The organism is Actinokineospora spheciospongiae, assembly GCF_000564855.1.
Lineage (GTDB): Bacteria > Actinomycetota > Actinomycetes > Mycobacteriales > Pseudonocardiaceae > Actinokineospora > Actinokineospora spheciospongiae.
Genome location: NZ_AYXG01000069.1, coordinates 21,442 through 44,013 on the forward strand (window position 1 = coordinate 21,442; position 22,572 = coordinate 44,013).

General features: G+C 73.8%; 22 protein-coding genes and 2 pseudogenes. 8 read left to right on the forward strand and 16 right to left on the reverse strand.

Features of this window, described 5'->3' with window-relative positions; genetic code table 11:
* Positions 1 to 24: 24 nt before the first annotated feature.
* Genes UO65_RS08845 through UO65_RS08855 form a run of 3 tightly spaced genes read right to left on the reverse strand, consistent with a single transcriptional unit; the run spans position 25 to position 2,764 of the window.
* A complete protein-coding gene (locus tag UO65_RS08845; protein WP_052020928.1) occupies positions 25 to 702 on the reverse strand; it encodes an IclR family transcriptional regulator in 678 nt (225 codons plus the stop codon).
* Positions 702 to 1,901 carry a fumarylacetoacetase gene (gene fahA / locus UO65_RS08850; RefSeq protein WP_052020929.1) on the reverse strand — a complete coding sequence of 400 codons (1,200 nt, stop codon included), beginning with the start codon at positions 1,899 to 1,901 and terminating at the stop codon, positions 702 to 704. The genes UO65_RS08845 and fahA overlap by 1 nt, the downstream gene beginning before the upstream one ends.
* Positions 1,898 to 2,764, reverse strand: coding sequence for a hypothetical protein (locus tag UO65_RS08855; protein ID WP_411431348.1), 867 nt, complete (start codon positions 2,762 to 2,764; stop codon positions 1,898 to 1,900). Before UO65_RS08855 ends, fahA begins: the two co-directional genes overlap by 4 nt.
* A gap of 67 nt (positions 2,765 to 2,831) precedes the next feature.
* Here UO65_RS08855 and UO65_RS08860 point away from each other — a divergent pair, with 67 nt between their 5' ends.
* Positions 2,832 to 4,007, forward strand: coding sequence for a homogentisate 1,2-dioxygenase (locus tag UO65_RS08860; RefSeq protein WP_035280534.1), 1,176 nt, complete (start codon positions 2,832 to 2,834; stop codon positions 4,005 to 4,007).
* Between the two features lie 10 nt (positions 4,008 to 4,017).
* On the opposite strand, the gene UO65_RS08865 is transcribed toward UO65_RS08860, so the two are convergent.
* The gene (locus UO65_RS08865; protein WP_052020930.1) at positions 4,018 to 4,611 is read right to left on the reverse strand and encodes an HD domain-containing protein; all 594 of its coding nucleotides are present in this window, start codon (positions 4,609 to 4,611) and stop codon (positions 4,018 to 4,020) included.
* Positions 4,612 to 4,797: 186 nt separating this feature from the next.
* Between UO65_RS08865 and UO65_RS08870 the strand changes: the two genes are divergently transcribed.
* Positions 4,798 to 5,544: a hypothetical protein gene (locus tag UO65_RS08870; RefSeq protein ID WP_035280536.1), complete on the forward strand. Its 747-nt coding sequence runs from the start codon at positions 4,798 to 4,800 to the stop codon at positions 5,542 to 5,544.
* On the opposite strand, the gene UO65_RS08875 is transcribed toward UO65_RS08870, so the two are convergent.
* Positions 5,537 to 6,124 (reverse strand): TMEM165/GDT1 family protein, encoded by a 588-nt coding sequence (locus UO65_RS08875; protein WP_035280538.1) that lies wholly within the window; start codon positions 6,122 to 6,124, stop codon positions 5,537 to 5,539. The two genes, UO65_RS08870 and UO65_RS08875, sit on opposite strands and share 8 nt — an antisense overlap.
* Positions 6,125 to 6,429: 305 nt before the next feature.
* Between UO65_RS08875 and UO65_RS08880 the strand changes: the two genes are divergently transcribed.
* From UO65_RS08880 to UO65_RS08895, 4 genes are read left to right on the forward strand one after another with little or no spacing between them, the layout of a single operon-like run.
* Positions 6,430 to 7,902, forward strand: a complete 1,473-nt coding sequence (locus UO65_RS08880; RefSeq protein WP_035280540.1) for a cytochrome ubiquinol oxidase subunit I — start codon at positions 6,430 to 6,432, stop codon at positions 7,900 to 7,902.
* A 9-nt stretch (positions 7,903 to 7,911) separates the two neighbouring features.
* Positions 7,912 to 8,919, forward strand: coding sequence for a cytochrome d ubiquinol oxidase subunit II (gene cydB, locus UO65_RS08885; RefSeq protein WP_035280542.1), 1,008 nt, complete (start codon positions 7,912 to 7,914; stop codon positions 8,917 to 8,919).
* Positions 8,916 to 12,101: a thiol reductant ABC exporter subunit CydC gene (gene cydC, locus UO65_RS08890; protein WP_084175405.1), complete on the forward strand. Its 3,186-nt coding sequence runs from the start codon at positions 8,916 to 8,918 to the stop codon at positions 12,099 to 12,101. The genes cydB and cydC overlap by 4 nt, the downstream gene beginning before the upstream one ends.
* Positions 12,102 to 12,114: 13 nt before the next feature.
* Positions 12,115 to 13,242 carry a GAF domain-containing sensor histidine kinase gene (locus tag UO65_RS08895; protein WP_035280565.1) on the forward strand — a complete coding sequence of 376 codons (1,128 nt, stop codon included), beginning with the start codon at positions 12,115 to 12,117 and terminating at the stop codon, positions 13,240 to 13,242.
* A 189-nt stretch (positions 13,243 to 13,431) separates the two neighbouring features.
* Here UO65_RS08895 and UO65_RS08900 read toward each other — a convergent pair whose 3' ends face one another.
* The 11 genes and pseudogenes from UO65_RS08900 to UO65_RS08940 all read right to left on the reverse strand — a co-directional run bounded on the left by UO65_RS08900 (position 13,432) and on the right by UO65_RS08940 (position 20,659).
* Positions 13,432 to 14,220, reverse strand: coding sequence for a MerR family transcriptional regulator (locus UO65_RS08900; protein WP_052020931.1), 789 nt, complete (start codon positions 14,218 to 14,220; stop codon positions 13,432 to 13,434).
* Entirely contained in the window at positions 14,214 to 15,134 is a 921-nt protein-coding gene (locus UO65_RS08905) for an alpha/beta fold hydrolase (protein ID WP_052020932.1), read from the reverse strand. The genes UO65_RS08900 and UO65_RS08905 overlap by 7 nt, the downstream gene beginning before the upstream one ends.
* Before the next feature lie 94 nt (positions 15,135 to 15,228).
* Positions 15,229 to 16,083, reverse strand: a complete 855-nt coding sequence (locus UO65_RS08910; protein WP_035280544.1) for an ATP-binding cassette domain-containing protein — start codon at positions 16,081 to 16,083, stop codon at positions 15,229 to 15,231.
* On the reverse strand, positions 16,080 to 16,478 hold the full coding sequence (locus tag UO65_RS08915; protein ID WP_200873343.1) for a GntR family transcriptional regulator: 399 nt from the start codon (positions 16,476 to 16,478) through the stop codon (positions 16,080 to 16,082). The genes UO65_RS08910 and UO65_RS08915 overlap by 4 nt, the downstream gene beginning before the upstream one ends.
* A gap of 37 nt (positions 16,479 to 16,515) precedes the next feature.
* Positions 16,516 to 17,505, reverse strand: coding sequence for an ABC transporter permease (locus UO65_RS08920; RefSeq protein ID WP_035280548.1), 990 nt, complete (start codon positions 17,503 to 17,505; stop codon positions 16,516 to 16,518).
* Positions 17,502 to 17,726: an ATP-binding cassette domain-containing protein gene (locus tag UO65_RS37965; RefSeq protein WP_052020933.1), complete on the reverse strand. Its 225-nt coding sequence runs from the start codon at positions 17,724 to 17,726 to the stop codon at positions 17,502 to 17,504. The genes UO65_RS08920 and UO65_RS37965 overlap by 4 nt, the downstream gene beginning before the upstream one ends.
* An 8-nt stretch (positions 17,727 to 17,734) precedes the next feature.
* Positions 17,735 to 17,838: pseudogene (locus UO65_RS38935) on the reverse strand (ABC transporter ATP-binding protein); the annotation flags it as partial.
* Positions 17,839 to 17,847: 9 nt separating this feature from the next.
* A pseudogene (locus tag UO65_RS37970) lies at positions 17,848 to 18,225 on the reverse strand (ATP-binding cassette domain-containing protein); the annotation flags it as partial.
* Positions 18,226 to 18,300: 75 nt separating this feature from the next.
* Positions 18,301 to 18,927, reverse strand: coding sequence for a response regulator (locus tag UO65_RS08930; RefSeq protein ID WP_035280571.1), 627 nt, complete (start codon positions 18,925 to 18,927; stop codon positions 18,301 to 18,303).
* 6 nt (positions 18,928 to 18,933) lie between these two features.
* Positions 18,934 to 19,869 carry a type I pantothenate kinase gene (coaA, locus tag UO65_RS08935; RefSeq protein ID WP_035280550.1) on the reverse strand — a complete coding sequence of 312 codons (936 nt, stop codon included), beginning with the start codon at positions 19,867 to 19,869 and terminating at the stop codon, positions 18,934 to 18,936.
* A 187-nt stretch (positions 19,870 to 20,056) separates the two neighbouring features.
* On the reverse strand, positions 20,057 to 20,659 hold the full coding sequence (locus tag UO65_RS08940; RefSeq protein ID WP_035280573.1) for a macro domain-containing protein: 603 nt from the start codon (positions 20,657 to 20,659) through the stop codon (positions 20,057 to 20,059).
* A gap of 112 nt (positions 20,660 to 20,771) precedes the next feature.
* Here UO65_RS08940 and pheA point away from each other — a divergent pair, with 112 nt between their 5' ends.
* Both pheA and UO65_RS08950 read left to right on the forward strand, forming a co-directional pair.
* Entirely contained in the window at positions 20,772 to 21,689 is a 918-nt protein-coding gene (gene pheA / locus UO65_RS08945; RefSeq protein WP_035280575.1) for a prephenate dehydratase, read from the forward strand.
* Positions 21,686 to 22,300 carry a histidine phosphatase family protein gene (locus UO65_RS08950; protein ID WP_324608960.1) on the forward strand — a complete coding sequence of 205 codons (615 nt, stop codon included), beginning with the start codon at positions 21,686 to 21,688 and terminating at the stop codon, positions 22,298 to 22,300. Before pheA ends, UO65_RS08950 begins: the two co-directional genes overlap by 4 nt.
* Positions 22,301 to 22,572: the final 272 nt, after the last annotated feature.

A 22,572-nucleotide genomic window follows, 5' to 3' on the forward strand; every position in this document is an offset into this window, starting at 1 on the left:
CGGATTTCCTCAGCGCGGATTTCTTCAGCGCAGTGCCTCGGCGATGAGCCGGGCCGCCTCCACCACGGCGGGGCCGACCGCCTCGGCGTCCATCGGATCGAGGCTGACCACGCCCACGCTGGCCCGCAGGCCCAGGACGCCGCGCACCGGGGCCGCGACGCCGTGGGCGCCCGGTTGCAGCTCGCCGGTGCTCCCCGTCCACGGGGCCTCCTCGGCGCGCAGGCCGATCGCCCGCCCGGCCGCGCCCCGGTGCAGCGCGTGGCGGGTGCCCACCCGGTAGGCCACGTGGTAGGTCGTCCACGACGGTTCGACGACCGCCACGGCCTGCGCCTCGTCCCCGTCGGCGACGGTCAGGTGCGCGGTGGCGCCCACGGCCTCGGCCAGCTCCCGCAGGGCGGGCAGGGCGGCCACCCGCAACTGGGGCGCGACCTTCGCCGCCAGTTGCAGCAGGCCCAGGCCCAGGCGCACCTTCGACCCCTCGCGCCGGACCAGGCCGCGGGCCTGCAACGGCACCAGGAGCCGGTAGACCGCGGCCCGGCTGGCGCCGATGGCCACGGCGAGGTCGCTGATGGTGGGCGCCTCGGTGTCCGCGTCCGCCACCGCCTGCAGCAGGGCCAGGCCCCGGTCCAGGGTCAGCGAGCTCTCCTTCCCCGCCGCCGGGGTCGGGCGCGGCGCGGGGCCGGTGGACCGGATGCCGGGCATCAGGGTGCTGCCACCACGGTGCCGGTGACCTCGGCGAGGCCGACGACCGAACCGTCCGGGCCGGGGGCGGTGGCGGTGATCGTCACCGTGTCGCCGTCCTCCAGGAAGGTGCGGGTGCTGCCGTCTTCGAGGGTGATCGGCTCCGCGCCGCTCCAGCTCAGCTCCAGGAACGAGCCGCGCTGGCGCTTCTCCGGGCCGGAGACGGTGCCGGAGGCGAACAGGTCGCCGGGGCGGACGGTGGCGCCGTTGACCGTCATGTGCGCGAGCTGCTGGGCGCACGAGTAGGCCATGCCCGCGAAGTCCGGGCGGGAGACGACGGTGCCGTTCCAGACCACCTCCAGGTGCAGGTCCAGACCCCAGTTCTGGTCCTCGACCAGGTAGTCCAGCCGGGGGTGGCCGGGGTCGGGCACCTTCACTCGCGCCGCGGCGAAGGCCTCCAGCGGGGTGATCCAGGCGCTGATGGAGGTGGCGAAGGACTTGCCGAGGAACGGGCCCAGCGGCACGTACTCCCAGGCCTGGATGTCGCGGGCGGACCAGTCGTTGACCACGGCCACGCCGAAGACGTGGTCCGGGGCCGACGAGGTCGACACCCGGCCCGCCACCGGGCCGCCGCAGACGAAGCCGATCTCGGCCTCGATGTCGAGCCGGGTGCTCGGGCCGAACTCCGGGCCCTCCGCCCCCCGGCGCTGCCCGTGCGGGCGGACCACGTCGGTGCCCGACACCACGACCGTGCCCGCCCGGCCGTGGTAGCCGACCGGCAGGTGCGTCCAGTTCGGCAGCAGCGGCTCCGCGTCCGGGCGGAAGATGCGGCCGACGTTCTCCGCGTGGTCCCGCGACGAGTAGAAGTCCACGTAGTCGCCCACGGTGAACGGCAACCGCGTGGTCGTCTCCGCGAGCGGCAGCAGGACCGCGCCCGCCGGGGCGGCGGGGGCCGTCACCAGCTCGCGCAGCCGGGCGCGCAGGACCGACCACGCGGGCCTGCCCGCCGCCAGCAGCGGGTCGAGCGATGCCGCGGTGACCAGCTCGCGCAGGTCGGGGGTGAACTCGGCCGCGATCGGGCGCAGCGGCAGCGCGTGGTCGCCCACCCGCACGGCCACCGAGGGCCCGTCCGGGGTCTCCACGACCCCGTAGGGCAGCGTCTGCGGTCCGAACGGGGAGGAAGCGGTGAACGCCGGGTCGTCGATCCAGCAGGCCGTCACAGCAGGCCCAGCCCTTCCAGGTCGGTCGCGGGGTCGGTCAGCGAGCAGGAGCCGTAGGAGCCGAAGACCGCGCGCACCGCGTGCGCGGCCTGGTCGCTGAGCCCGCCCGCCTCCTCGGCGAGCAGCTTGCCGTCGGTCTCCGACAGCGCCGCGCGGACGTCGCCGCCGGAGAGCAGCCGGGCCGTGGCGACCAGCAGGTTGAGGAACCCGTGGTGGGTGAAGCCGGTGGTCCCGTCGGTGTGCCGGACGGCGTTGTGCAGGCCCGCGGTGGCCTTGAACGACGCCTCGCCCGCGCTGATCACCGACAGGAAGTCGGCGACCTCGTCAACGCTGGGGAAGGCCTCGTGGCTCAGCCCGCCGGTGCGGATCTTGGGCCAGCTCCCGTGCTCGACGACCCGGCGGATGCCCTCCAGCCACTCGACCCCGCCGCGGCGGGGCTCCACGACCCGGATGACGTCCTCGGGGACGAACTCGTTGACCCGCTCCAGCCAGACGTCGTCGATGTCGGCAGGGGCGGGCATCTCGACCATCCGCAGCGCGAGCAGCTCGGCTCGCGACTCGACGATCGACAGCGCCTTCGGCACCCCGCCCAGCCCGGTGTCGATCACCAGCGAGAGCGCGACCGGTTTCGCCGGTTTCGCCTTCACCAACTCGGTGATCAGCTCGGGCAGGCGGGACGCCTGGCACAGGAACAGGCCCATCAGGCCCGCGCGCTCGCCCGCCCGCCCGGCGAGGTGCAGGCGCACCGCGTCGGGCATGGCGGCGTTCCCCGGGGGGAACAGGGCGGCGTCGTCGACAAGCCGCGCGAACAGGGGCGGAATGCCGCGAGGGCCGGGCGGAGGCAGGGGAACGGCGCTTGACACGGCTGACACGCTAGTGGCGTACCGGCAACTGAACAAAGATGTCCGACTAACGGACACCGGAGGAGCCATGCCTTACTACCGCCGAGTCGGGCAGATCCCCAGCAAGAGGCACACAACCTTCCGTTCACCGGACGGTTCCCTCTACGCCGAAGAGCTGATGGGCGTCGAGGGCTTCTCGTCGGATTCCGCGCTGCTGTACCACCGGTACCCGCCCACCGCGATCGTCGACGCGGTCGCCGTCGACGACTTCCGGACCCCGCTGGCGCCCAACCGCCCCCTCAAGCCGAGGCACCTGCGCACCCAGGAGATGCAGTGGGCCGAGGGCACCGACGCGGTCACCGGGCGGCGCACCCTGCTGGGCAACGCGGACGTGACGATCTCCTTCGTCGTGGCCGCCGCCCCGAGCCCGCTCTACCGCAACGCGGTCGGCGACGAACTGCTCTACGTCCAAGGCGGCGCCGCCACCATCGAGACCATCTACGGCGCCCTGGCGGTCACCGACGGCGACTACGTGGTGATCCCCACCTCCACCACCTACCGCGTGCTGCCCGAGGGCGACCTGCGGCTCTACACCGTGGAGGCGACCGGCCACATCGGCCCGCCCAAGCGCTACCTGTCCACCCGGGGCCAGTTCCTGGAGCACTCCCCGTACTGCGAGCGCGACCAGCGCGGCCCCACCGAGCCCCTGCTGGTCGAGGGCACCGACGTCGACGTGCTGGTGCGCCACCGCTCCGGCCTGACCCGCTACACCTACGCCCAACACCCGTTCGACGTGGTCGGCTGGGACGGCTGCCTGTACCCGTGGGCGTTCCACATCGGCGACTTCGAGCCGATCACCGGCCGCATCCACCAGCCGCCACCGGTGCACCAGACGTTCGAGGGACCGAACTTCGTGGTCTGCTCGTTCGTCCCGCGCAAGGTCGACTACCACCCGGACGCGGTCCCGGTCCCCTACAACCACGCCAACGTCGACTCCGACGAGCTGATGTTCTACGTCGGCGGCGACTACGAGGCGCGCAAGGGCTCCGGCATCGGCATCGGCTCCCTGTCGCTGCACCCGGCAGGCTTCACTCACGGCCCGCAGCCCGGCGCCGCCGAGGCATCCCTGGGCGCCGAGCGCTTCGACGAGACCGCGGTCATGGTCGACACCTTCCGCCCCCTCGACCTGGCCGACCCGGAGACCACCCACGAGGACCCCCGCTACGCCTGGTCGTGGGCCCGCCGGGGCCCGGACTGGGACTAGGGGGCGCTCGTCAGGCGGCGATGGGGTGGGCCGCCTGGAACGCCAGGCGGTGGTCGGCGTCCGCGGCGAGGGCTTCGAGGTGGTCGTCGAGGGCCAGGAAGGCCTCCCACGGCTGCTGGCCGCTCGCGGCGGCCAGCCGGTCGACGACCAGTTGCTCCAGGTCGGGGAGGCGCTTGGCCTTCCAGACCTTGTCGGCCAGGCTGACCAGCAGGTCCTCGGTGCCGGTGTCGGCCGGTGCCCACGTCGCGTGGGTGCGGGCGAAGCGGGCCAGGTCCGCCGGGACGCCGTGGGTCAGGAGGAGCCGGTAGCCCGCTTCCTCGTGCGCGGAGCCGGGGCCGGACAGCTCGGCGGGGTGCAGGGTCTTGCCGATGTCGTGCACGGCCGCGCCGAAGAGGGTCGCCTCGCGGTCGAACGGCAGGCCGGGGTGGTTCCGCTGGACCCAGCCGGTGAGCTGGTGGGCCACGTCGTGGACCGCGCGCAGGTGGGCGGCGAGCCGGGGCGGGGCGTCCAGCTCCTCCAGGAGCGCGGCGGCGCGTTCGGGCAGCGTTCGCAGCGGTGGGATGCCGGGGTCGGTGAGAGCGCGGTGCAACAGAGCGGAGGCCACCGACCACGGTAACCCGATCGGCGGTGGTCGCGGCACCGCGCGATCACCGGGGACCGGTCCTGCCCGCCACCGCGGCCGGGAGCACGTGTCGTCCGCTGATCTCGCCCCCGGTGGTGCTCCGAGCTGGCACCATCGGTCGGGTTCCGCACCGCGGGTCCCGGACCCGCGACTTCCCGGGGGGCCGACATGGGGTACGCGAAGCACCTGGTCGAGCCCTGGGGCCTGCTCGCGGCCACCGTCGCGGGCGGCGCCGCCTGGGCCGCCCACCTGCCCGCGCCCACAGCCGCCGGGATCGGCGCGGGGGTGCTGCTGCTCAAGGTCGTGCTGTTCGGGCGCTCCAAGCGCGAGCGGGAACCCGAGGAGCGGCAGCGGCCGGTGGTGGAGGTGGCGCAGTTCAGCGACGAGGCGGGCTGGTTGCGCCGCGCCGTCGACGCCGAGCGGGAGTTCGCCGACGTCGCCGGGTCGCTGCCGCCGGGGCCGTTGGCCGAGCAGGTCGCGGGCATGACCGCGACCGTCAACGGCACTGTCGACACCCTGCACCGCCTCGCGGGCCGGGTGACCGCCACGCACCGGGCGCTGGCCCGCGTCGACCTGGGCACCCTCGCCGCCGACGACCGCAGGCTGCGGGCGGCCAAGACCAACGCCCGCGCCGACGACGTGCGCGCCGAGCTGGACAAGTCCCTGGCCTCGGTGCGCGACCAGCGGGAGGTGCACGGCAGGCTCACCGCCGCCCGCGACCGGCTGCTGGCCCAGCTTGAGTCCGGGGCTATCGGCCTGGCGGGTCTGGTGGCCCGCGCGGTGGAGCTGGCGACCTCGCCGCCCGCGTTCCCCGAGGCCAACCCGGTCACCGACCTGGCCGAGCAGCTTGAGGGCATCCGGCGCGGGGTGGCCGAGACCGACGAGACCACCCGCCGCATCCTCGGGCTCAGGTGAGTTCGGTGATCGCCTCCACCAGCAGCCAGGCGCCGAAGAGGAAGAACAGGGCCGACGCGCCGTAGCGGATGGCCTTCTCCGGGAGGTTGCGGCCCAGGGCCCGGCCGATCACGATCGCCAGCGCGTCGGCGGCGACCATGCCGACCGTGGAGCCCAGCCACACGCCGAACCAGCCGTAGTCCGTGGCCAGGGTGATGGTGGCGAGCATGGTCTTGTCGCCCAGTTCGGACAGGAAGAACGCGGTGCCCACGGCGATCACCACCGACTTGGTGACCCGGCTCGCCTTGGCCTTCTCGTCCTCGGTCAGTTCGTCGCCGCGCAGCGTCCACAGGCCGAAGGCGAGGAAGGCCAGCGCGGCGGCCAGGTTGATCCACCCGGTGGGCAGCGCCGAGCCCAGGCCGTGACCGATGGCGACCGAGGCCAGGTGCACGACGGCGGTGGCGGCGGTGATGCCGACGAGGACCGGCCACACCCGGTACCGGGTGGCGAAGGTCAGTGCCATCAACTGGGACTTGTCGCCGAGTTCGGCGACGAAGATGACCCAGAACGACACGAGAGTGCTGACGACGACCGCGTCCATCGGTGCGCTTACCCCTGACCTGATTTCAGGCCGGACCTCGGACGCGCGCGACCTCGATCCGGCACATGGCTGTGCCTGGATCGAAGGTCTCGCCCGCCTCGGATCTCCCGGGGCCGCCCGACCGGACCCGGCGAGCCGGGTCAGTATGTCGATCGGGTCGTTGGGGGCTACTCCCCTTCTACCGGGCGCCAGCATAGCCGATCGGGGCGCCCGCACCAGGTGGTCCCGCTCACGGGACCTACGTCCCGGTCGAGGGGGACCCGCAGACCTGGGATCGGGGCCGGGACCGGCGGACCCTGTGTGGTGTGGACGTACTCGACCTGGCGCGGTGGCAGTTCGGCATCACCACCGTCTACCACTTCCTGATGGTGCCGCTGACCATCGGTCTGGCGGTGCTGGTCGCGGGCGTGCAGACGGCGTGGGTGCGCACCGGCGACGTGAAGTACCTGCGGATGACCAAGTTCTGGGGCAAGTTGATGCTGGTCAACTTCGCCATGGGCGTGGTCACCGGCATCGTGCAGGAGTTCCAGTTCGGGATGTCCTGGAGCGAGTACTCCCGGTTCGTCGGCGACGTGTTCGGGGCGCCGCTGGCGATGGAGGGGCTGGTCGCGTTCTTCGTCGAGTCCACGTTCCTGGGGCTGTGGATCTTCGGCTGGGACCGGTTGCCGAAGCGGGTGCACCTGGCCTGCGCGTGGGCGTTCTCACTGGCCACGGTCGCCTCGGCGTACTTCATCCTGGCGGCGAACTCGTGGATGCAGCACCCGGTGGGGGTGGAACTGGTCGACGGGCGGCCCCGGCTGACCTCGATCTGGGCGGTGCTGGGCAACAACACCGCGCTGACCGCCGTGCCGCACGCGATCGCGGGCTGCTTCGCGGTGGCCGGGGCGTTCCTGGTCGGCATCGGCACCTGGCACCTGTGCCGCCGCGAGTCCGAGGACCAGCCCGTGTGGCGGGCGTCGGTGAAGCTCGGCGGGGTGGTGGGGCTGGTCGCGTTCGCGGCGCTGGCGGTCAGCGGGGACGCGCAGGGCAAGCTGATGTTCGAGCAGCAGCCGATGAAGATGGCCGCCGCCGAGGCGCTGTGCCACACCGAGCAGCCAGCCAGCTTCTCGATCTTCGCCGTGGGCGACGTGTCGCGGCCGGACTGCGAGAGCGTCAAGTCCATCACCGTGCCCGCGCTGCTGTCCTTCCTGGCGCACAACGACTTCACCACCGAGGTGCGCGGCATCGACCAGCTCGTGGCCGAGTACCGGCAGGCGTACGGCACCAACTACCCGGTCGACGACCGGCTCGGTGAGCTGTCGGGCAAGCCGATCGACTACGTGCCGAACCTGCCGGTCACCTACTGGGCCTTCCGGTTCATGATCGGCTTCGGTGCGCTGTCGGCGCTGACCGGGGCGGCCGTGCTGTGGTTCACCCGCAAGGGCCGGGTCCCGCGCTCGAAGTGGCTGCCCCGGCTGGCCCTGGCGGGCATCGCGACACCGTTCGTGGGCAACAGCTTCGGCTGGATCTTCACCGAGATGGGCAGGCAGCCGTTCGTGGTCGCGCCCAACCCGTCCGGTGTGGACGGTGTGTGGCTGTTCACCGCGCGCGGCGTCTCCGGGGTGACCGTCGGCGAGGTGCTGACCTCGCTCATCGCGCTGACCACCGTCTACGCGGTCCTCGCCGGGGTGGAGTTCTACCTGATCAGGCGGTACGCCCGGGCGGGCGTGGCGGGCGTGATGCCGCCGAAGGACACCGACGACACCGAGCCGGGCGACAAGCTCGCGTTCGCCTACTGAGGAGGGGACATGGAACTCGCGGTCGTCTGGTTCTGCGTCATCGCCCTGCTCTGGCTGGGCTACCTGTTCCTGGAGGGCTTCGACTTCGGCGTCGGGATGCTGCTGCCGGTGCTGGCCGAGGACAACACCGAGCGCCGGGTCATGGTCAACACCATCGGACCGGTGTGGGACGGCAACGAGGTGTGGCTGATCGTGGCCGTCGGCGCCACCTTCGCCGCCTTCCCCGGCTGGTACGCCTCGCTGCTCAGCGCCACCTACCTGCCGGTGCTGCTGGTCCTGCTCGGCCTGATCGGGCGCGGGGTGGCGTTCGAGTACCGCGGCAAGGTCGACTCCGACCGCTGGCGGCGCACCTGGGACCGGGTGATCTTCACCGGGTCGCTGGTCCCGGCGCTGGGGGTCGGCCTGCTGATCTCGACGACCGTGTTCGGGCTCCCGCTCGACGCCGACGGCAACCGGGTGGGCTCGGTGTTCGCCTCGGTGCGGCCGGAGACGGTGCTCGGCGCGGTCGCGCTGGTCGGCTTCGCCCTGGTGCACGGGGCGGTGTTCCTGTCGCTCAAGACCGACGGGGACATCCGGCACCGGGCGCGGAACCTGGCGCTGCGGTTCGGGCCGCTGGCGCTGGCGCCGCTGGGTGCACTGCTCGTGCTGGCGCAGCTCGAGGCGGGGGCAGGGTGGAGCTGGCTCGCGGTCGGGGTGGCCGCGGCGGCCGGGGTGGTCGCGTTCGACCGCCTGGGCCGGGGACGGGAGGGGCAGGCGTTCGCCGCGCTGGGGGTCGTCATCGCCGCCGCGGTGGTGGCGCTGTTCGGCGCGCTCTACCCGAACGTCCTGCCCTCCACCCTGGACCCGGCCTGGTCGCTGACCGTCGCCGACACCGCGTCGAGCCCCTACACCCTCCAGGTCATTAGCTGGGTCGCCCTGTTCGGCACACCCGCCGTGCTGGTCTACCAGGCCTGGACGTACTGGGTCTTCCGCAAGCGCGTGAGCACGGCGCACATCCCGCCCGTGCACGTGCCATGAGCACCCCCGGTGACGGCCGTCCCGCCAGTCGGCACACCGGGGGAGGTGGGCGGTCGGGACCACCCCCGGCCGCCCGCCGAGGGCCCCTCGGGGCCCTGCCAGGGCTGTCGCCGTCGGCACGGCGGGCGCTTCAGGGGTGCGGCGCCCTGTCCGTGCTGGCGGCGGTGGCCGTGCTCGTGCAGGCGTGGGCGCTCGCGGCGGCGGTGGCCGGGGTCGTCACCGGTTCCGGGCTCCCGCCGTGGGCGCTGCCCGTGCTGGCGGGCGCGGTGGTCGCGCGGGCCCTGCTGTCCTGGGCGACGCAGGTCGTGGCCGTGCGCGCGGCGGCCGGGGCCAAGGCCGAACTGCGCGCCCTGGTGCTCGACCGGGCGCTGGCCGCGGGTCCGGAGTGGATCGCCGAGCGGGGCGCGGGTGAGCTGACCGCGCTCGCCACGCGCGGGCTCGACGCGCTCGACGACTACTTCGCGGTGTACCTGCCCGCCCTGGTCACCGCCGTCGCGGCGCCGCTGGGCGTCGGCGCGGTGATCCTGTTCGTGGACTGGCCCTCGGCGGTGGTGGTCGCGCTGACCGTGCCGCTGATCCCGCTGTTCGCCATCGTCATCGGCCGCTACACCGAGGACCGCGTCGGACCCGCCGCGGCGGCGCTGGAACGGCTGTCGGGGTACCTGGTGGAGCTGGTCGGGGCACTGCCGGTGCTCGCGGCGTTCCGGCGCGCGGAAGCGCAGGCGCGGACCGTGCGGGAGGTGTCCGAGGCGCACCGCAAGCGCAGCCTCGGCGTGCTGCGGGTGGCGTTCTCCTCGGCGTTCGCCCTGGAACTGGTGGCCACGCTGTCGGTCGCGCTGGTCGCCGTGGTGATCGGCCTGCGGCTGGTCGCGGGGGACCTCTCGCTGGCCGTGGGGCTGTTCGTGCTGGTCGTGGTGCCGGAGTGCTACCTGCCGCTGCGGGCGGCGGGCGCGGCGCACCACGCCAGCGAGGACGGGCTGGAGGCGGTCCGCCGGATCGCGGCCGTGCCCGAGGTGCCGCGCGCGGGTGGGGTCGCCGTGGCGGACTTCGCCGAGCTGCGGGTCACCGGGCTGCGGGTGCGGCGGCGGGAGGGCTTCGCGCCGGACGGGGTGACGTTGACCGTGCGGCCGGGAGAGGTCGTGCGGCTGGACTCACCGAGCGGCAGCGGGAAGTCGACGCTGTTCGGGGTGCTGCTGGGGTTCGTCGCGCCCACGGGCGGTTCCGTCGAGGTGGACGGGGTCCCGCTGGGGGAGCTGGACGTCGAGGCGTGGCGGCGGCTGGTGGGGTGGGTGCCGCAGCGGCCGGTGTTCGCCTCGGACGTGGTGGACGTGCCCGCGGAGTGGGCGCGCGAGGTGGGGATCGCGCACGCCCTGGGCAGGCCGGTCGCCGAACTGTCCACAGGGGAGCGTCAACGGGTGGCGGTGGCGCGGGCGCTGGCCCGGCCGGGGGTGCGGCTGCTGGTGCTCGACGAACCCACGGCGCACCTGGACGCGGCTGCGGCGGCGTACGTGATGGGGGCGGTGCGGCGGGCTGCTGAACGTGGGGTGGCGGTGCTGCTGGCGACGCACCGGGTGGCGGACGGGGAGGCCGCCGCGGAGCCGGGGGCGGCGGTCGCGCCCGCCGTCGAGTCGGCGGCGGACCGGCTGCCGCTGCGGTCGCTGGTGACGCGCAGGCTCGTCGGCGGGGCGCTGCTGGGGGCGGCGGCGCTGGTGTGCGGGGTGGCGCTGACGGCGCTGTCGGGGTGGCTGATCGCGCGGGCGTCGCAGCAACCGCCGATCCTGGTGCTGTCGGTCGCGGTCGTCGGCGTGCGCTTCTTCGGGCTCGCCAGGGCCGGGTTGCGCTACCTGGAACGCCTGGTCAGCCACGACGCGGCGTTCCGGATCGCCACCGGCCTGCGGGTGCGGCTGTGGACCGACCTGGTGCGGCTCGGCCCCGCCCGCACGCTCGGCCTGCGCCGCGGCGAAGGGGTGCGGCGGCTGGTGGACGACGTCGACGCCGTGCGCGACCTGGGCCTGCGGGTGCTCGTGCCGCCGATCGTGGCGGCCTGCGTCGCGGTGGCGGCGGTCGCGGTGCAGGCGGCGGTGCTGCCCGGCGCCGGGCTGGCCCTGGCGCTGGCCGTCGCGGTGGCCGCGCTCGCCGGACCCGCGGTGGCCGTGCTCGCCGAACGGCGGGCCAGCCGGGCGCTCGCGGCGGGGAAGCGGCGGATCGCGGTGGGCACGCAGACGCTGTTCACCGCCGCGGCCGAACTGCTCGCGTTCGGCGAGGCGCAGCAGCGGCGGGCCGCGATCGCGGTGGCCGACCGGGCACTGGTCGCCGCCGCCCGGCGCCAGGCGTTCGGGGCGGGTGCGGGGCAGGCGGTGATCACGCTCGCCCTGGGGGCGGCAACCGTCGTCGGGGTCGCGCTGGCGGCGACGTCCGGGATCGACCCGGTGCTGGTGCCGATCGTGGGGCTGATCCCGCTGGCGCTCGCCGAAGCCCTGGTCCCGCTGACCACGGCGGCGGTGAACCTCGCCCCGCTCCGCGCGGCCCACGCCCGGACCGCGCTGCCCACACCCGAACCCGCCGACCGGTCGGTGACCCCCGGCCCCGGCATCCGCTTGGACGGCGTGACCGCCCGGTGGCCGGGAGCGGCCGAACCCGCGCTGGAAAATGTCGACTTGGCGATACGCGCGGGGCAGCGGGTGGCCGTCGTCGGACCGTCCGGGGCGGGCAAGTCGACGCTGGTGGCGCTGCTGCTCGGGTTCCTCGACGCGGAGCGGGGAACGGTGAGCAGGCCGGACGCGGTGGCGTGGTGCCCGCAGGAACCCATGCTGGTCTCGACGACCCTGCGCGAAAACCTCCGCCTCGCCGACCCGGGGGCCACCGACGCGCAACTGCGGGCCGCGCTGGCGAAGGTCCGGCTGCACCTGCCGCTCGACACCACCGCCACCACCCTCTCCGGCGGCGAGGCGCAGCGCGTCGCCCTGGCCCGCGCCCTGCTCACCGGGGCGGACCTGCTGCTGCTCGACGAGCCCACCGCCCACCTGGACCCGGAGAACGCCGAGCACGTCCGCGCCGCCGTCGCCGCCCACCCCGGCACCGTCGTGCACATCACCCACCACCCCGAGGAGGCCGCCGCCGCCGACGTGGTGCTGGCTGTCTCACACGGTCGGGTGCGCGTCGTGGACCCGGTGAGCGCCTAACCTGATGAAGCTCATGGACCCGACCCTGGCCGCGCGGACCCTGACCGCGTCAACCGAGATCGCCACCGCGGCGCTCGCGGGCGATGACCCCGCCGCGGTGCTGGACCGCGTCGTCCGGGCGGCGGCCGAACTGGCCGAGGCCGACCTCGGCCTGGTCATGGCGGGCAACCCGGACGGCTCGCTGACCGTGGAGGCGGCGGCGGGCGCCCGCGACCCCGACCCGGTCGGCGTCGTCCTGTCCCCCCGCTCCTCGGCGGCCCGAGTCGCCCGCGGCGGCGTCCCGATCGTGGCCGACGACGTCACGACCGACCCCCGCACCGCCCCCTACGTCCCCAGGGAGTTGAGCGTCTACGGCCCCTTCGCCGCCGCCCCCTTCGGCACCAGGGAGAGCAGGCTGGGCGCGCTCACCGTCTACCGCAAGCGCCGCGCCGAACCGTTCCAACGCGACACAGTCGACATGTTGACCGCGTTCGCCGCCCAAGCGGGCCTCGTCCTCGTCCTCGCCGAGGGCGCCACCGCCCGCAACCGCGTCGACCTCTACGAGGAACGCGAACGCATCGCCCGCGACCTGCACGACGTGATCATCCAGCGCCTCTACGCCGCGGGCATGCAACTGGACCTCCTCGCCCGCCGCCCCACCCGCAAACTCCCCCGGGCCGACGCCACCCGCCTCGCCGAAGCCGTCGACCAACTCGACACCGCCATCGCCGACGTCCGCGCGGTCGTCCGCACCCTGCGCAACCCCGAACCCGACGAACCCGCCACCGACCTGGCCGAATCAGCCCAGGCCGAGGTCGACACCGCCCGCGAACTCCTCGGCTTCACCCCGTCCTTCGACCTGACCGGCGACATCCGCGGCGTCCCGGTGCCGGTCGCCGACAACGCCAGGGCCGCCCTCCGCGAAGCCCTCTCCAACGTCGTCCGCCACGCGGGCGCCATGCGCGTCGCGGTCCACCTCCGCCGCACCCCCACCACCCTCCGCCTCACCGTCGCCGACGACGGCTGCGGCATCCCCCGGGGCATCACCAAGCGCGGGTTGCAGAACATCCGCGAACGCGCCGAGAGCGCGGGCGGCCACTGCGAAGTCCGCTCCAGCCCCCGCAGCGGCACCACCGTCACCTGGGAAGTCCCCCTCGCCTGAACACCAGCCCAACGCTCGTGCTCACCGCAACGTCCAACCCCCGCGGCGCGGTCACGGCGGCCTGGGCGCGATGGGGGAGGTGTGCCCGAGGTGGTGCGGCAGCCGGACCGGGCCGCGAACCCGGTGAGTGGCCCCGGCCATCCCGGCGCACTGCTGCTCATTCCCCGGTCCACCCAGGCTGGGCCGGTCTCAGCCGGCCGTTCGACTCGTGGATGAACCGTCGGTTCCGGCGGCGGGACCCGCGCTGAGGTCGTGATCGGCGGTTCGGCGCCGCTCGGCGCGGTGGGCGAGGGCTTCGAGGATGCGTCGCCAGGCCGGTGACGCCTCGGCGATCCGGGAGGAGATCAGCCGCAGGCTGCCCGGTCTGCTGTCCCGTTCGTGGGCGACCTCCCACGCGTCCAGGTCGTCGATGAGCCGGTCCAGGCGCGGGTCGCTCGGGTCCCAGTCGACCGATTCGTCGCAGGCGCGGTACAGGCGCATCGTCTCGGGGTCGTCGAAGTCCGCGTTCTTGTCCCGTAGGCGCTGGGGTACGGCGCCCGGGTCCAGGGCCCGCATCAAGATCCACGAGTCGCGTTCGAGGCGCACCCGCTGTTCGCTGATCCCGAGGTCGCGCATCCGGTCCAGGGTGGCGACCACCTCGGGGGGCAGGACGAGCCGTTCGCCGCTGGTCAAGTCGGCGATCCGGCGGCGGGACTCGGTGATCCGGTCGACCCTGCGCCGCAACTCGGCGTCGATGTCGGCGATGGCCGACGCGAACTCGGTGGGCTGGGCGTGCAGCAACGCGTCGACGCGGGCGAGGGGAACGCCTGCGTCGGCGAGGGTCCTGATGCGGATGAGGTCCACCGCCGCCTGCGCGCTGTAGCGGCGGTAGCCGGAGGCGTCGCGCTCGGGTTCGGGCAGCAGGCCGACGTGGTGGTAGTGGCGGACGGTGCGCACGGTCACGCCCGCGGTCGCCGCGAGTTGACCGATCGTCAGCACCGTCCGCCTTCGGTCCGGGGAACGTGGTCGTGCCGGGTCCTGGGGCGGGCCACCCGGTCGACGACGTCGCGGATCGCCTGGACCACGGCGTCGGGGCGGTCGAAGCAGAGCCGGTGGTGGAGGGTGTCGGACAGGGTGCGCTGCTCCCCGTGCGTGACCGCGCCCACCAGGGCCGCGTCCATCCTCCTGCGGCCGTCCCGCGTCTCGTCCTGGGCCAGGACGCTGAGCGCGATCACCGGTACGTCGGGGAGGTCTGGACCGGCCCGCAGTTCGGCGGCGAGTTCGACCAGCGCGCCGCGCTCGGCGCTGCCGACCCGAATCCACCCGTCGCTGTCGTGGGCGTCGATCAGCGGTTGCCGCACGTGGTCCGGGTAGTCCGCCAGCAGTTCGGCACGCATCTCGCGCAGGGCCGGGCGCATCCGTTCCAGTTGCTCCGGGCCGGGCGCTCCCCGTTCGGTCTCGGCGAGCCGCACCGCGGGCGGCATGAACTCGTCCCAGTCGCGGTGCAGGCCGTCCAGCCAGACCAGCCCGGCCACGTCCCGGGGGTACAACTGCGTGAACCGGTGCGCGTGCAGGCCGCCGAGGGAGTGCGGCACGAGCACGTACGGGGCGGCGATGTCCATGGCGCGCAACAGTTCGCGCAGTTCCACCGCGACCGCGCCCGCGGTCCGTGGCAGTGGGAGGGGATCGCTGTAGCCGGTGCCGCCCCGGTCGTACACCACCGCGGTGGTGAACCGGGAAACCTCCTGCTGGACCCCGAAGTAGTCCAGGCCGACCGCCCCCGCGCCCGCCAGGAACACGACGGCCGGTCCGCCGCCGCCCGACCGGTGCGCGAAGACCCGTCGACCGCTGATCTCCTGGAAACCCCCGACCGGCGGGGTGAGCCGGGCCGGGGGAGTGCTGCTGTTCGTCACCCGGCAATGCTCCGACCCTGACGCAGGGGCAAGGTCAACCCTTCCCGCCACCGATCACCGTGCGACCGCGCCGCTCCACCACCCGCGCTGGTCCTCAGCGGAGGCGCCGTTCGCGTGAGGCGCGCAGGTATCCCATGACCAGCGACTCCAGGTCGGGTTCGGTGCCCGCCCACCCCTCGGGTGCCCGCCCGGCCCCCCGCAGCAGCAGGGTGGACTGGCGCCCGGTGCGGGTCGCGCTGATCAGCGTTCCCCCCACGGCGGACTCGTCGGCCACCGGGCCGACCAGGACGCGGTGCTCGGCGAGGACTTCCTCGATGTCGCCGTCGACCTGGACCCGGCCCCCGTCGACCAGCAGGAGGTGGTCGCACACCTCGCGCAGGTCGCTGAGCAGGTGCGAGGACACCACCACCGTGGTCCCGCGGTCGGCGACCTCGGTCATGATGATCCGCAGCGTCTCGTCGCGGGCCAGCGGGTCCAGGTCGGACAGCGGTTCGTCCAGGAGCAGCAGCCGGGGGAGGCGCCCCAGCGCCATCGCGATGGCCACCTGGGTCCGGGCGCCCGCGGACAGGGTGTCGACCTTCGCGTCGCGGTCCACACCCGCCAGCAGCCCGAGCACCTCGCGGACCCGGTCGGCGGACCAGCGGTCATTCATGGCCGCGCAGGCGCGGGTCAGCTCGCGCACCGTGAGGTCGCGGTAGAGCGGTCGGTCCTGCGCCAGGAACGAGACGTCCGGGTGGGTGCGGCCGTCGGTGGGGGTGTCGAAGGTCCTCAGCTCGCCGGTCGTCGGGCGGACGAGGCCCGCGGCCATGCGCAGCAGGGTGCTCTTGCCCGCGCCGTTCGGGCCGACCAGGGCGACGACCTTGCCCTCGGGGACGGCGAAGCTGCACTCGCGCAGCGCCCAGCGGGTGCGGTAGCGCTTGCCCACGGCGGTGGCGGACAGGGGGTTCATGGTCGTTCCTCAGCGGGGTAGTGCTCGTCGCGGACCGCGGAGTACAGGGCGTCGACGTCCTCGACGACGAGGCCGCCCTCCCGGGCGCGGCCCATCCAGCCCGCCAGTTCCCGCCGCAGCGGCGCGTCGTCGCCGGTGGTGGCCTCGGAGGACAGCGACGTGGTGACGAAGGTGCCCAGGCCGCGGCGGGCCTCCACCAGCCCTTCCCGTTCCAGCTCGCGGTACGCCTTGAGCACGGTGTTGGGGTTGACGGTGGTCGCCTCCACCACCTCCCGCGCCGAGGGCAGCCGGTCGCCGGGGTTCAGCAGCCCCAGTCGCATGGCCTGCCTGACCTGCTGGACGATCTGCACGTAGGTGGAGACCCCGGAGCGCCGGTCGATCCGGAACTCGATCACACCGGTCAGCATAGGTGCTCCCGGGTCCCCACCGCGCTCAGCTCTGCCGTCGCAGCACCCAGGCGGTGCCCGCCAGCAGCAGGACCGCGAGCCCGCCGAAGATCGAGGCGTCGACCAGGTGCACCTGCCAGGCGTGGCCCTCCGGGACGAAGGTCGCGTACTGCTTGGCGAGACCGGACCGCGGCAGGCACGCCAGCCACTCCTCCTGGGTCCTGCGCACCCCGGCCGCCGTCGTCTTGCAGGCTTGGGCCAGGGCATCAGCCCTGTCGGTGGAGACCCGCTGCCCGGCCGCGTCGAGCCAGCCGCTCTCGACCGCCAGGTTGCCGCCCCGGCTCTCGGCCAGGCTCTCGCCCGCCGCGACTTCCAGCCGCTGGGTGGGAACCAGGCGGCCCACCACGTCGGACAGGGCGAAGCGCACGACGGTGAACGCGCTGAGCGTCACGGTCATCGCCACCAGGGTGCGGCGGGACACCACGCCGACGAAGGTGCCGAGCGCGAAGGCGAACAGCGCGTGGGCGACCGGCGAGGCGTGCTCGATCCCGAAGTTGAGGAAGTGGAACGACCCGCTGCTCCGCGGACCCAGCAGCCCGGCCGCGGACAGCCACCACGAGACCAGGGATTGCAGCGCGATCAGCACGACCAACGCCGGTGCCAGCGCGACGACCAGCTTGCTGGACATCCACCGGGTGCGGCTCACCGACTGGGTGAAGGCCAGGACGTGCGTGCCCTGTTCCAGTTCCCTGGCGAACAGGGGTGCGCCGATGAACACGCCGATCAGGGCGGGCAGGGCGAGGATCGCGGCTTGCCCCAGGTTGAGCTCGGTGGTCCACGCACCCCGGAAGTCGCCCGCCCGACTGCCCTCCAGGCACTCCGGGCCCACCCGCGTCACGCATCCGTTGAGCTGCAACGAGTTGATGGTGTCGACCATGTTCGACCGCAGCAGGACGACGGCACCCGCGCCGACGACCAGCACGGCGAGCAGGGTGATCAGTTGCGGGCGTTGTCGCCGCCAGGAGACCCAGATCATGCCGCTTCCCCCCGGGCCGCCCTGCGCATGTGGTCCAGTACCAGTTCGCCGAGCGGGGTGCCGTCGGCGCCGAGCCGGTCGACGTCGCCCGCCAGCAGGACGCGGCCCCCGTGCAGCAGCACGAGGTGGTCGCACACGCCTTCGAGTTCGGCCAGCACGTGCGAGGACAGCACCACGGTGATGCCGTGGGTCCGCGCCTCGGTGATCAGCGCGCGCAGCACGGTCTCGCGGGCCAGCGGGTCCAGGTCGGCCAGCGGCTCGTCGAGCAGCAGCAGCCTCGGGCGCTAGGGCCAGGGCGACGCGGGTGCGCTGCCCGCCGGACAGGGTGCCCACCGCCGCACCCATCGGCACCGCCGCCTGCTCGACCAGGTGCTCGGCGTGGTGCTGGTCCCAGGTCGGGTTGGTCCGCGCTCCGAACGCCAGCGTCTCGGCCACGGTGAACTCCTGGTACAGCGGCTTCTGCTGGGCCAGGTAGGACACCGCGGGGTGCAGCCCCCGGCCCGTGGGGCGGTCGCCGAAGACGGTGATCGACCCGGTCGTCGGGCGCAGCAGACCGGTGATCAGCCCCATCAGCGTGCTCTTGCCCGCGCCGTTCGGGCCGACCAGGGCCACGATCCGGTTCTCGGGGACCTCCAGGGACACCTCCCGCAGCGCCCACCCCCTGCGGTACTCCCTGCCCAGTCCTCCGGCACTGACCGGAAGCGCTTCTCGCGAGTTCACGGCCGTCCCCCTCTCCGTCGTCGACCGACGTCAAGGTAACACCTTTCACTAGTGAAGTAGTGGACTAGGTCCGCCTCAGCGCTTCTCCCGCCGGGCGATCCACGCCACCGCCTGCGTCCGCCGCTCCATCCCCAGCTTCGCCAGGACCGACGTCACGTAGTTCTTCACCGTCTTCTCCGCCAGGAACAGCCGCTCGGCGATCTCCCGGTTCGACATCCCCTCGCCGATCAGCTCCAGCACCGCCCGCTCCCGCTCGGTGAGCCCCGCCAGCTCGTCGGCCTCGGCGCTGCGCCGCATCCGCTCCAGCACCCGGGCCGTCGTCACCGGGTCCAGCAGCGACCGCCCGGCGGCCACCTCGCGCACCGCCGTCACCAGGTCCTGCCCCCGCACCTGCTTCAACAGGTACCCCGCGGCCCCCGCCATGATCGCCTCGACCAGCGCCTGCTCGTCGTCGAACGCGGTGAGCACCAGGCAGTGCGGTGCCGGGTCGAGTTCGCCGAGCCGCCTGCACAGCCCCACCCCGTCCCCGTCCGGCAGGCGCACGTCCACCACCGCCACGTCCGGGGTCGACGCCGTGGCGCGCACCAGGGCCTCGGCCACCCCGCCCGCCTGGGCGACGACCTCGATGTCGGGTTCGCCGTCGAGGAGGTCGCGCAGGCCGCGGCGGACCACCTCGTGGTCGTCGACCAGCAGCACCCGGATCACGGTTCAGAGCTTACGGAGTCGGACCCTGGTGGTGCGGTGGTCCGATCCCTTGCGCAGGACCAGGGTGGCGCGGGGGCGGGTGGGGAGGATGTTGTTGACCAGGTTGGGTTCGTTGGTCTGCTTCCACAGCTTCGCCGCCTCCGCCGAAGCCTGCTCGTCGGTCAGGGAGGCGTAGTGGTGGAAGTGCGAGGCGGGGTCGGCGAACGCGGTGCTGCGCAGGGCCAGGAACCGGTCGATGTACCAGCGCTCGATGTCGTCGGTGTGGGCGTCGACGTAGACGGAGAAGTCGAACAGGTCGGACACGGCGAGCCGGGCGCCCGGTTGCAGGACGTTGAGGCCCTCGACGATGAGGATGTCCGGGCGGCGCACCACCTGCTCCTCGCCGGGGACGATGTCGTAGGCCAGGTGCGAGTAGACCGGGGCGCGCACCTCCGCCGCCCCCGCCTTCACCTCGGAGACGAACCGCAGCAGGGCGCGGCGGTCGTAGCTCTCCGGGAAGCCCTTGCGGCTCATCAGGTCCCGGCGCAGCAGCTCGGCCTTGGGGAACAGGAAGCCGTCGGTGGTGATCAGGTCGACGTGCGGGTGGTCGGGCCAGCGGGCCAGCAGGGTGCGCAGCAGCCGGGCCGTTGTCGACTTGCCGACCGCGACGCTGCCCGCGATGCCGATGACGAACGGCACCTTGTCGCCCACCTTGGGGTCCTCGCCGAGGAACTCCCTGGTCGACTGGTACAGCCGCTGCCGGGCCGCCACCTGCAACGAGATCAGCCGCGACAGCGGCAGGTAGACGTCGACGACCTCTTCCAGGTCGACCGGGTCGCGCAGGCCGCGCAGGGCGACCAGTTCGTCGAGGGTCAGCGGGAGGGGCGTCGACCGGCGCAGTTGCCGCCACTGCTCCCGGCGGAGCTCCACGTACGGGCTCAGCTCGCGCACCCGGGTCATGACCGACTCCTCGCCGAGTTGGGTGGTGCGTACGCCGCCAACGTAGGTGTTCACCGGGTGTTTGCGCTGTGACCGATTACACCGATCGGGCGACGGTTTGGTGTGGCGCACATGACGTGGCGCCGATTTCACTCATCCCGGTGAGTGCGATCACCCGGGTACCCGTGCGCACCTGCGGGGATCGGGCTCAGACGCCCGCGAAGACCTCGTCCCACGCCGCGGCGAGCTGGCGGGCGCACACGGCGGGCGGCACCCGGCCGACCCCGGTGCCCAGGCCCGGCACCGCGATGGTGCGGACGACCTCGCGGACCGGGGTGCCGTCGTCGAGCGCGCCGTCGCGCCAGAGCCGGAAGACCGCGCGGGCCGCCAGGTAGGGGTGCACGGTGTCCGGCGGGAGCAGCACCCCGGGTTCGCGCATGGTGGGGGCGGTGATCAGCCACGCCGGGCGCACCGCGTCGGTGGGCACGATCAGCGCCTCGCCGACCGGCAGCTCGCCACCGTGGTAGGCCAGCACCGCGCTGCGCACCGACTGCTCGACCGTGGGGAAGGCGGCGGTGTAGACCGCGTCGATGCCGCCGCGCATCCACCCGAAGGAGTTGGCGGGGGAGACGACCGCGTCCGCGTCGACCTCCAGCAGGGAACCGCGGTGCACCCGGATCTCCGGCCTGCCCGCGGCGGCGGAGTCCCACGCCTCGGCGAGGTCCGCGTGCACCGCGCAGAGCACGAGCTGCGGTCCGCTGGCGAGGTGGCCGTGCGGGGACGCCGTCCCGGTCTCCGAATCCGCGGTCACGGGTCCCAGCATGGCACTCCCGACCGCCGCCGTGTAACCGCCGTTCGGTAACCAGCACCACAACCGGTGGTGGCCACCGGTGGTCGGGGGCACCCTGCGTAGGGTGAACCGCGTGCCGATCATCGCCTACTTCGGGCCCCGGGGGACGTTCACCGAGCAGGCGGCCCGCACCTTCGACGCGCGTGCCGAGCTGGTCCCCCACACCACGATCCCCGACGCGGTGGACGCGCTGCGCGCGGGCGGGGCCGACCTGGCCTGCGTGCCGGTGGAGAACTCGGTCGAGGGCGCGGTGTCGGCCACGATGGACGCGTTGGCCGTCGGCGAACCGGTGGTCGCGGTCGCCGAGCACGTGCTGCCCATCCGCTTCTCCGTGCTGACCCGCCCCGGCACCACCGCCGCCGACGTGCGCACCGTGGCCAGCCACCCGCACGCGCTGGCCCAGGTCCGCGCCTGGCTGGCGGCCACCCTGCCCGGCGCCACCCAGGTGGCCGCCACCTCCACCGCCGCCGCCGCGGTCGGGGTCGGCGAGGGCCGCTTCGACGCCGCCGTGACCGCCCCGGTGGCCGCCGACCACTACCCGCTGGCCGCGCTGGCCGAGGACGTCGCCGACGAACCCGACGCGGTCACCCGGTTCCTGCTGCTGGCCCGCCCCGGGACGCTGCCCGAGCCGACCGGCGCCGACCGCACGTCGGTGTTCGCGGTGGTCTCGCACCGGCCGGGGGAGCTGGCCGCGATGCTGTCCGAGCTGTCGCTGCGCGGGGTCAACCTGTCGCGCATCGAGTCCCGGCCGCTGCGCAACCGGTTCGGCGAGTACCGCTTCTACCTGGACTTCGACGGGCACGTCGCCGAGCAGCGGGTGGGCGACGCGCTGGCCGCGCTGCACCGGCGCAGCCAGTTGGTGCGGTTCCTCGGCTCCTACCCGAAGGCCGACCGGTCCACCGCCGCGGCGGTCCCCGCCGCCAACACCGACGCCGACTACGCGGAATCCACCGGCTGGCTGGCCGGTCTGCGGAAGGGGGAGCACGCGTGAGCCTGCGCCTGATGCTCGTCCGGCACGGCGAGACGCCGTCGAACGTGCTGCACCTGCTCGACTCGCGCCCACCCGGCCCCAGCCTCACCGAGCTGGGCAGGCAGCAGGCCGCCGCACTGGCCGAACGCCTCACCGACGAACCGGTGCTCGCCGTCTACGCCAGCACGGCCACCCGCGCGCAGGAGACCGCGGAACCGGTCGCCAAGTCGCACGGCCACACCGTCCGGGTCGTCGAGGGCCTGCACGAACTCCAGTGCGGCGACCTGGAGGGCCGGGGCGACCAGGAGGCGATCCTCGCCTTCGGGCAGGTCTACCTGAGCTGGGTGGCCGGCGACCTGGACACCCTGATGCCCGGCGGCGAAACCGGCGCCTTCATCCGAACGCGCTACCTGGCCGCCGTCGACGACATCGCCGCCCGCCACCGCCACGAGGACGGCCTGGTCGTCGCGGTCAGCCACGGCGGCGTCATCCGCCTGGCCGCCGAATGGCTCGCCGACAACGTCACCCCGGAACTGGCGGGCACCCACCTGCTGGCCAACACCGGCCACGTCCTCCTGGAAGCCCGCGACGAGGGCTGGCACTGCCTGGAGTGGACCGGCGTCGAGGTCTGAGCCACCCCCCAGGGCCCGTCCGCAAAACCACCAGCCCCCGAAACCCTACCGGCGCAGCAACAACAACCGACCGCCCCGAAAACCGCCGGCCCAGCGAGCAAATCCCGGGTGGGTGGAGGTGCTTGACCGGCCGACCACCCCGAAACCCGCCGGCCCGGCGAGCCAACTGCCCCAGTGGGTGGAGGTCCTGAACGCAGGCCGACCGCCCCGAGAACCGGCGGCCCGGCCAAGCAACTGCCCGGGTGGGTGGATGTGTTTGGCCGGGGGTGGCG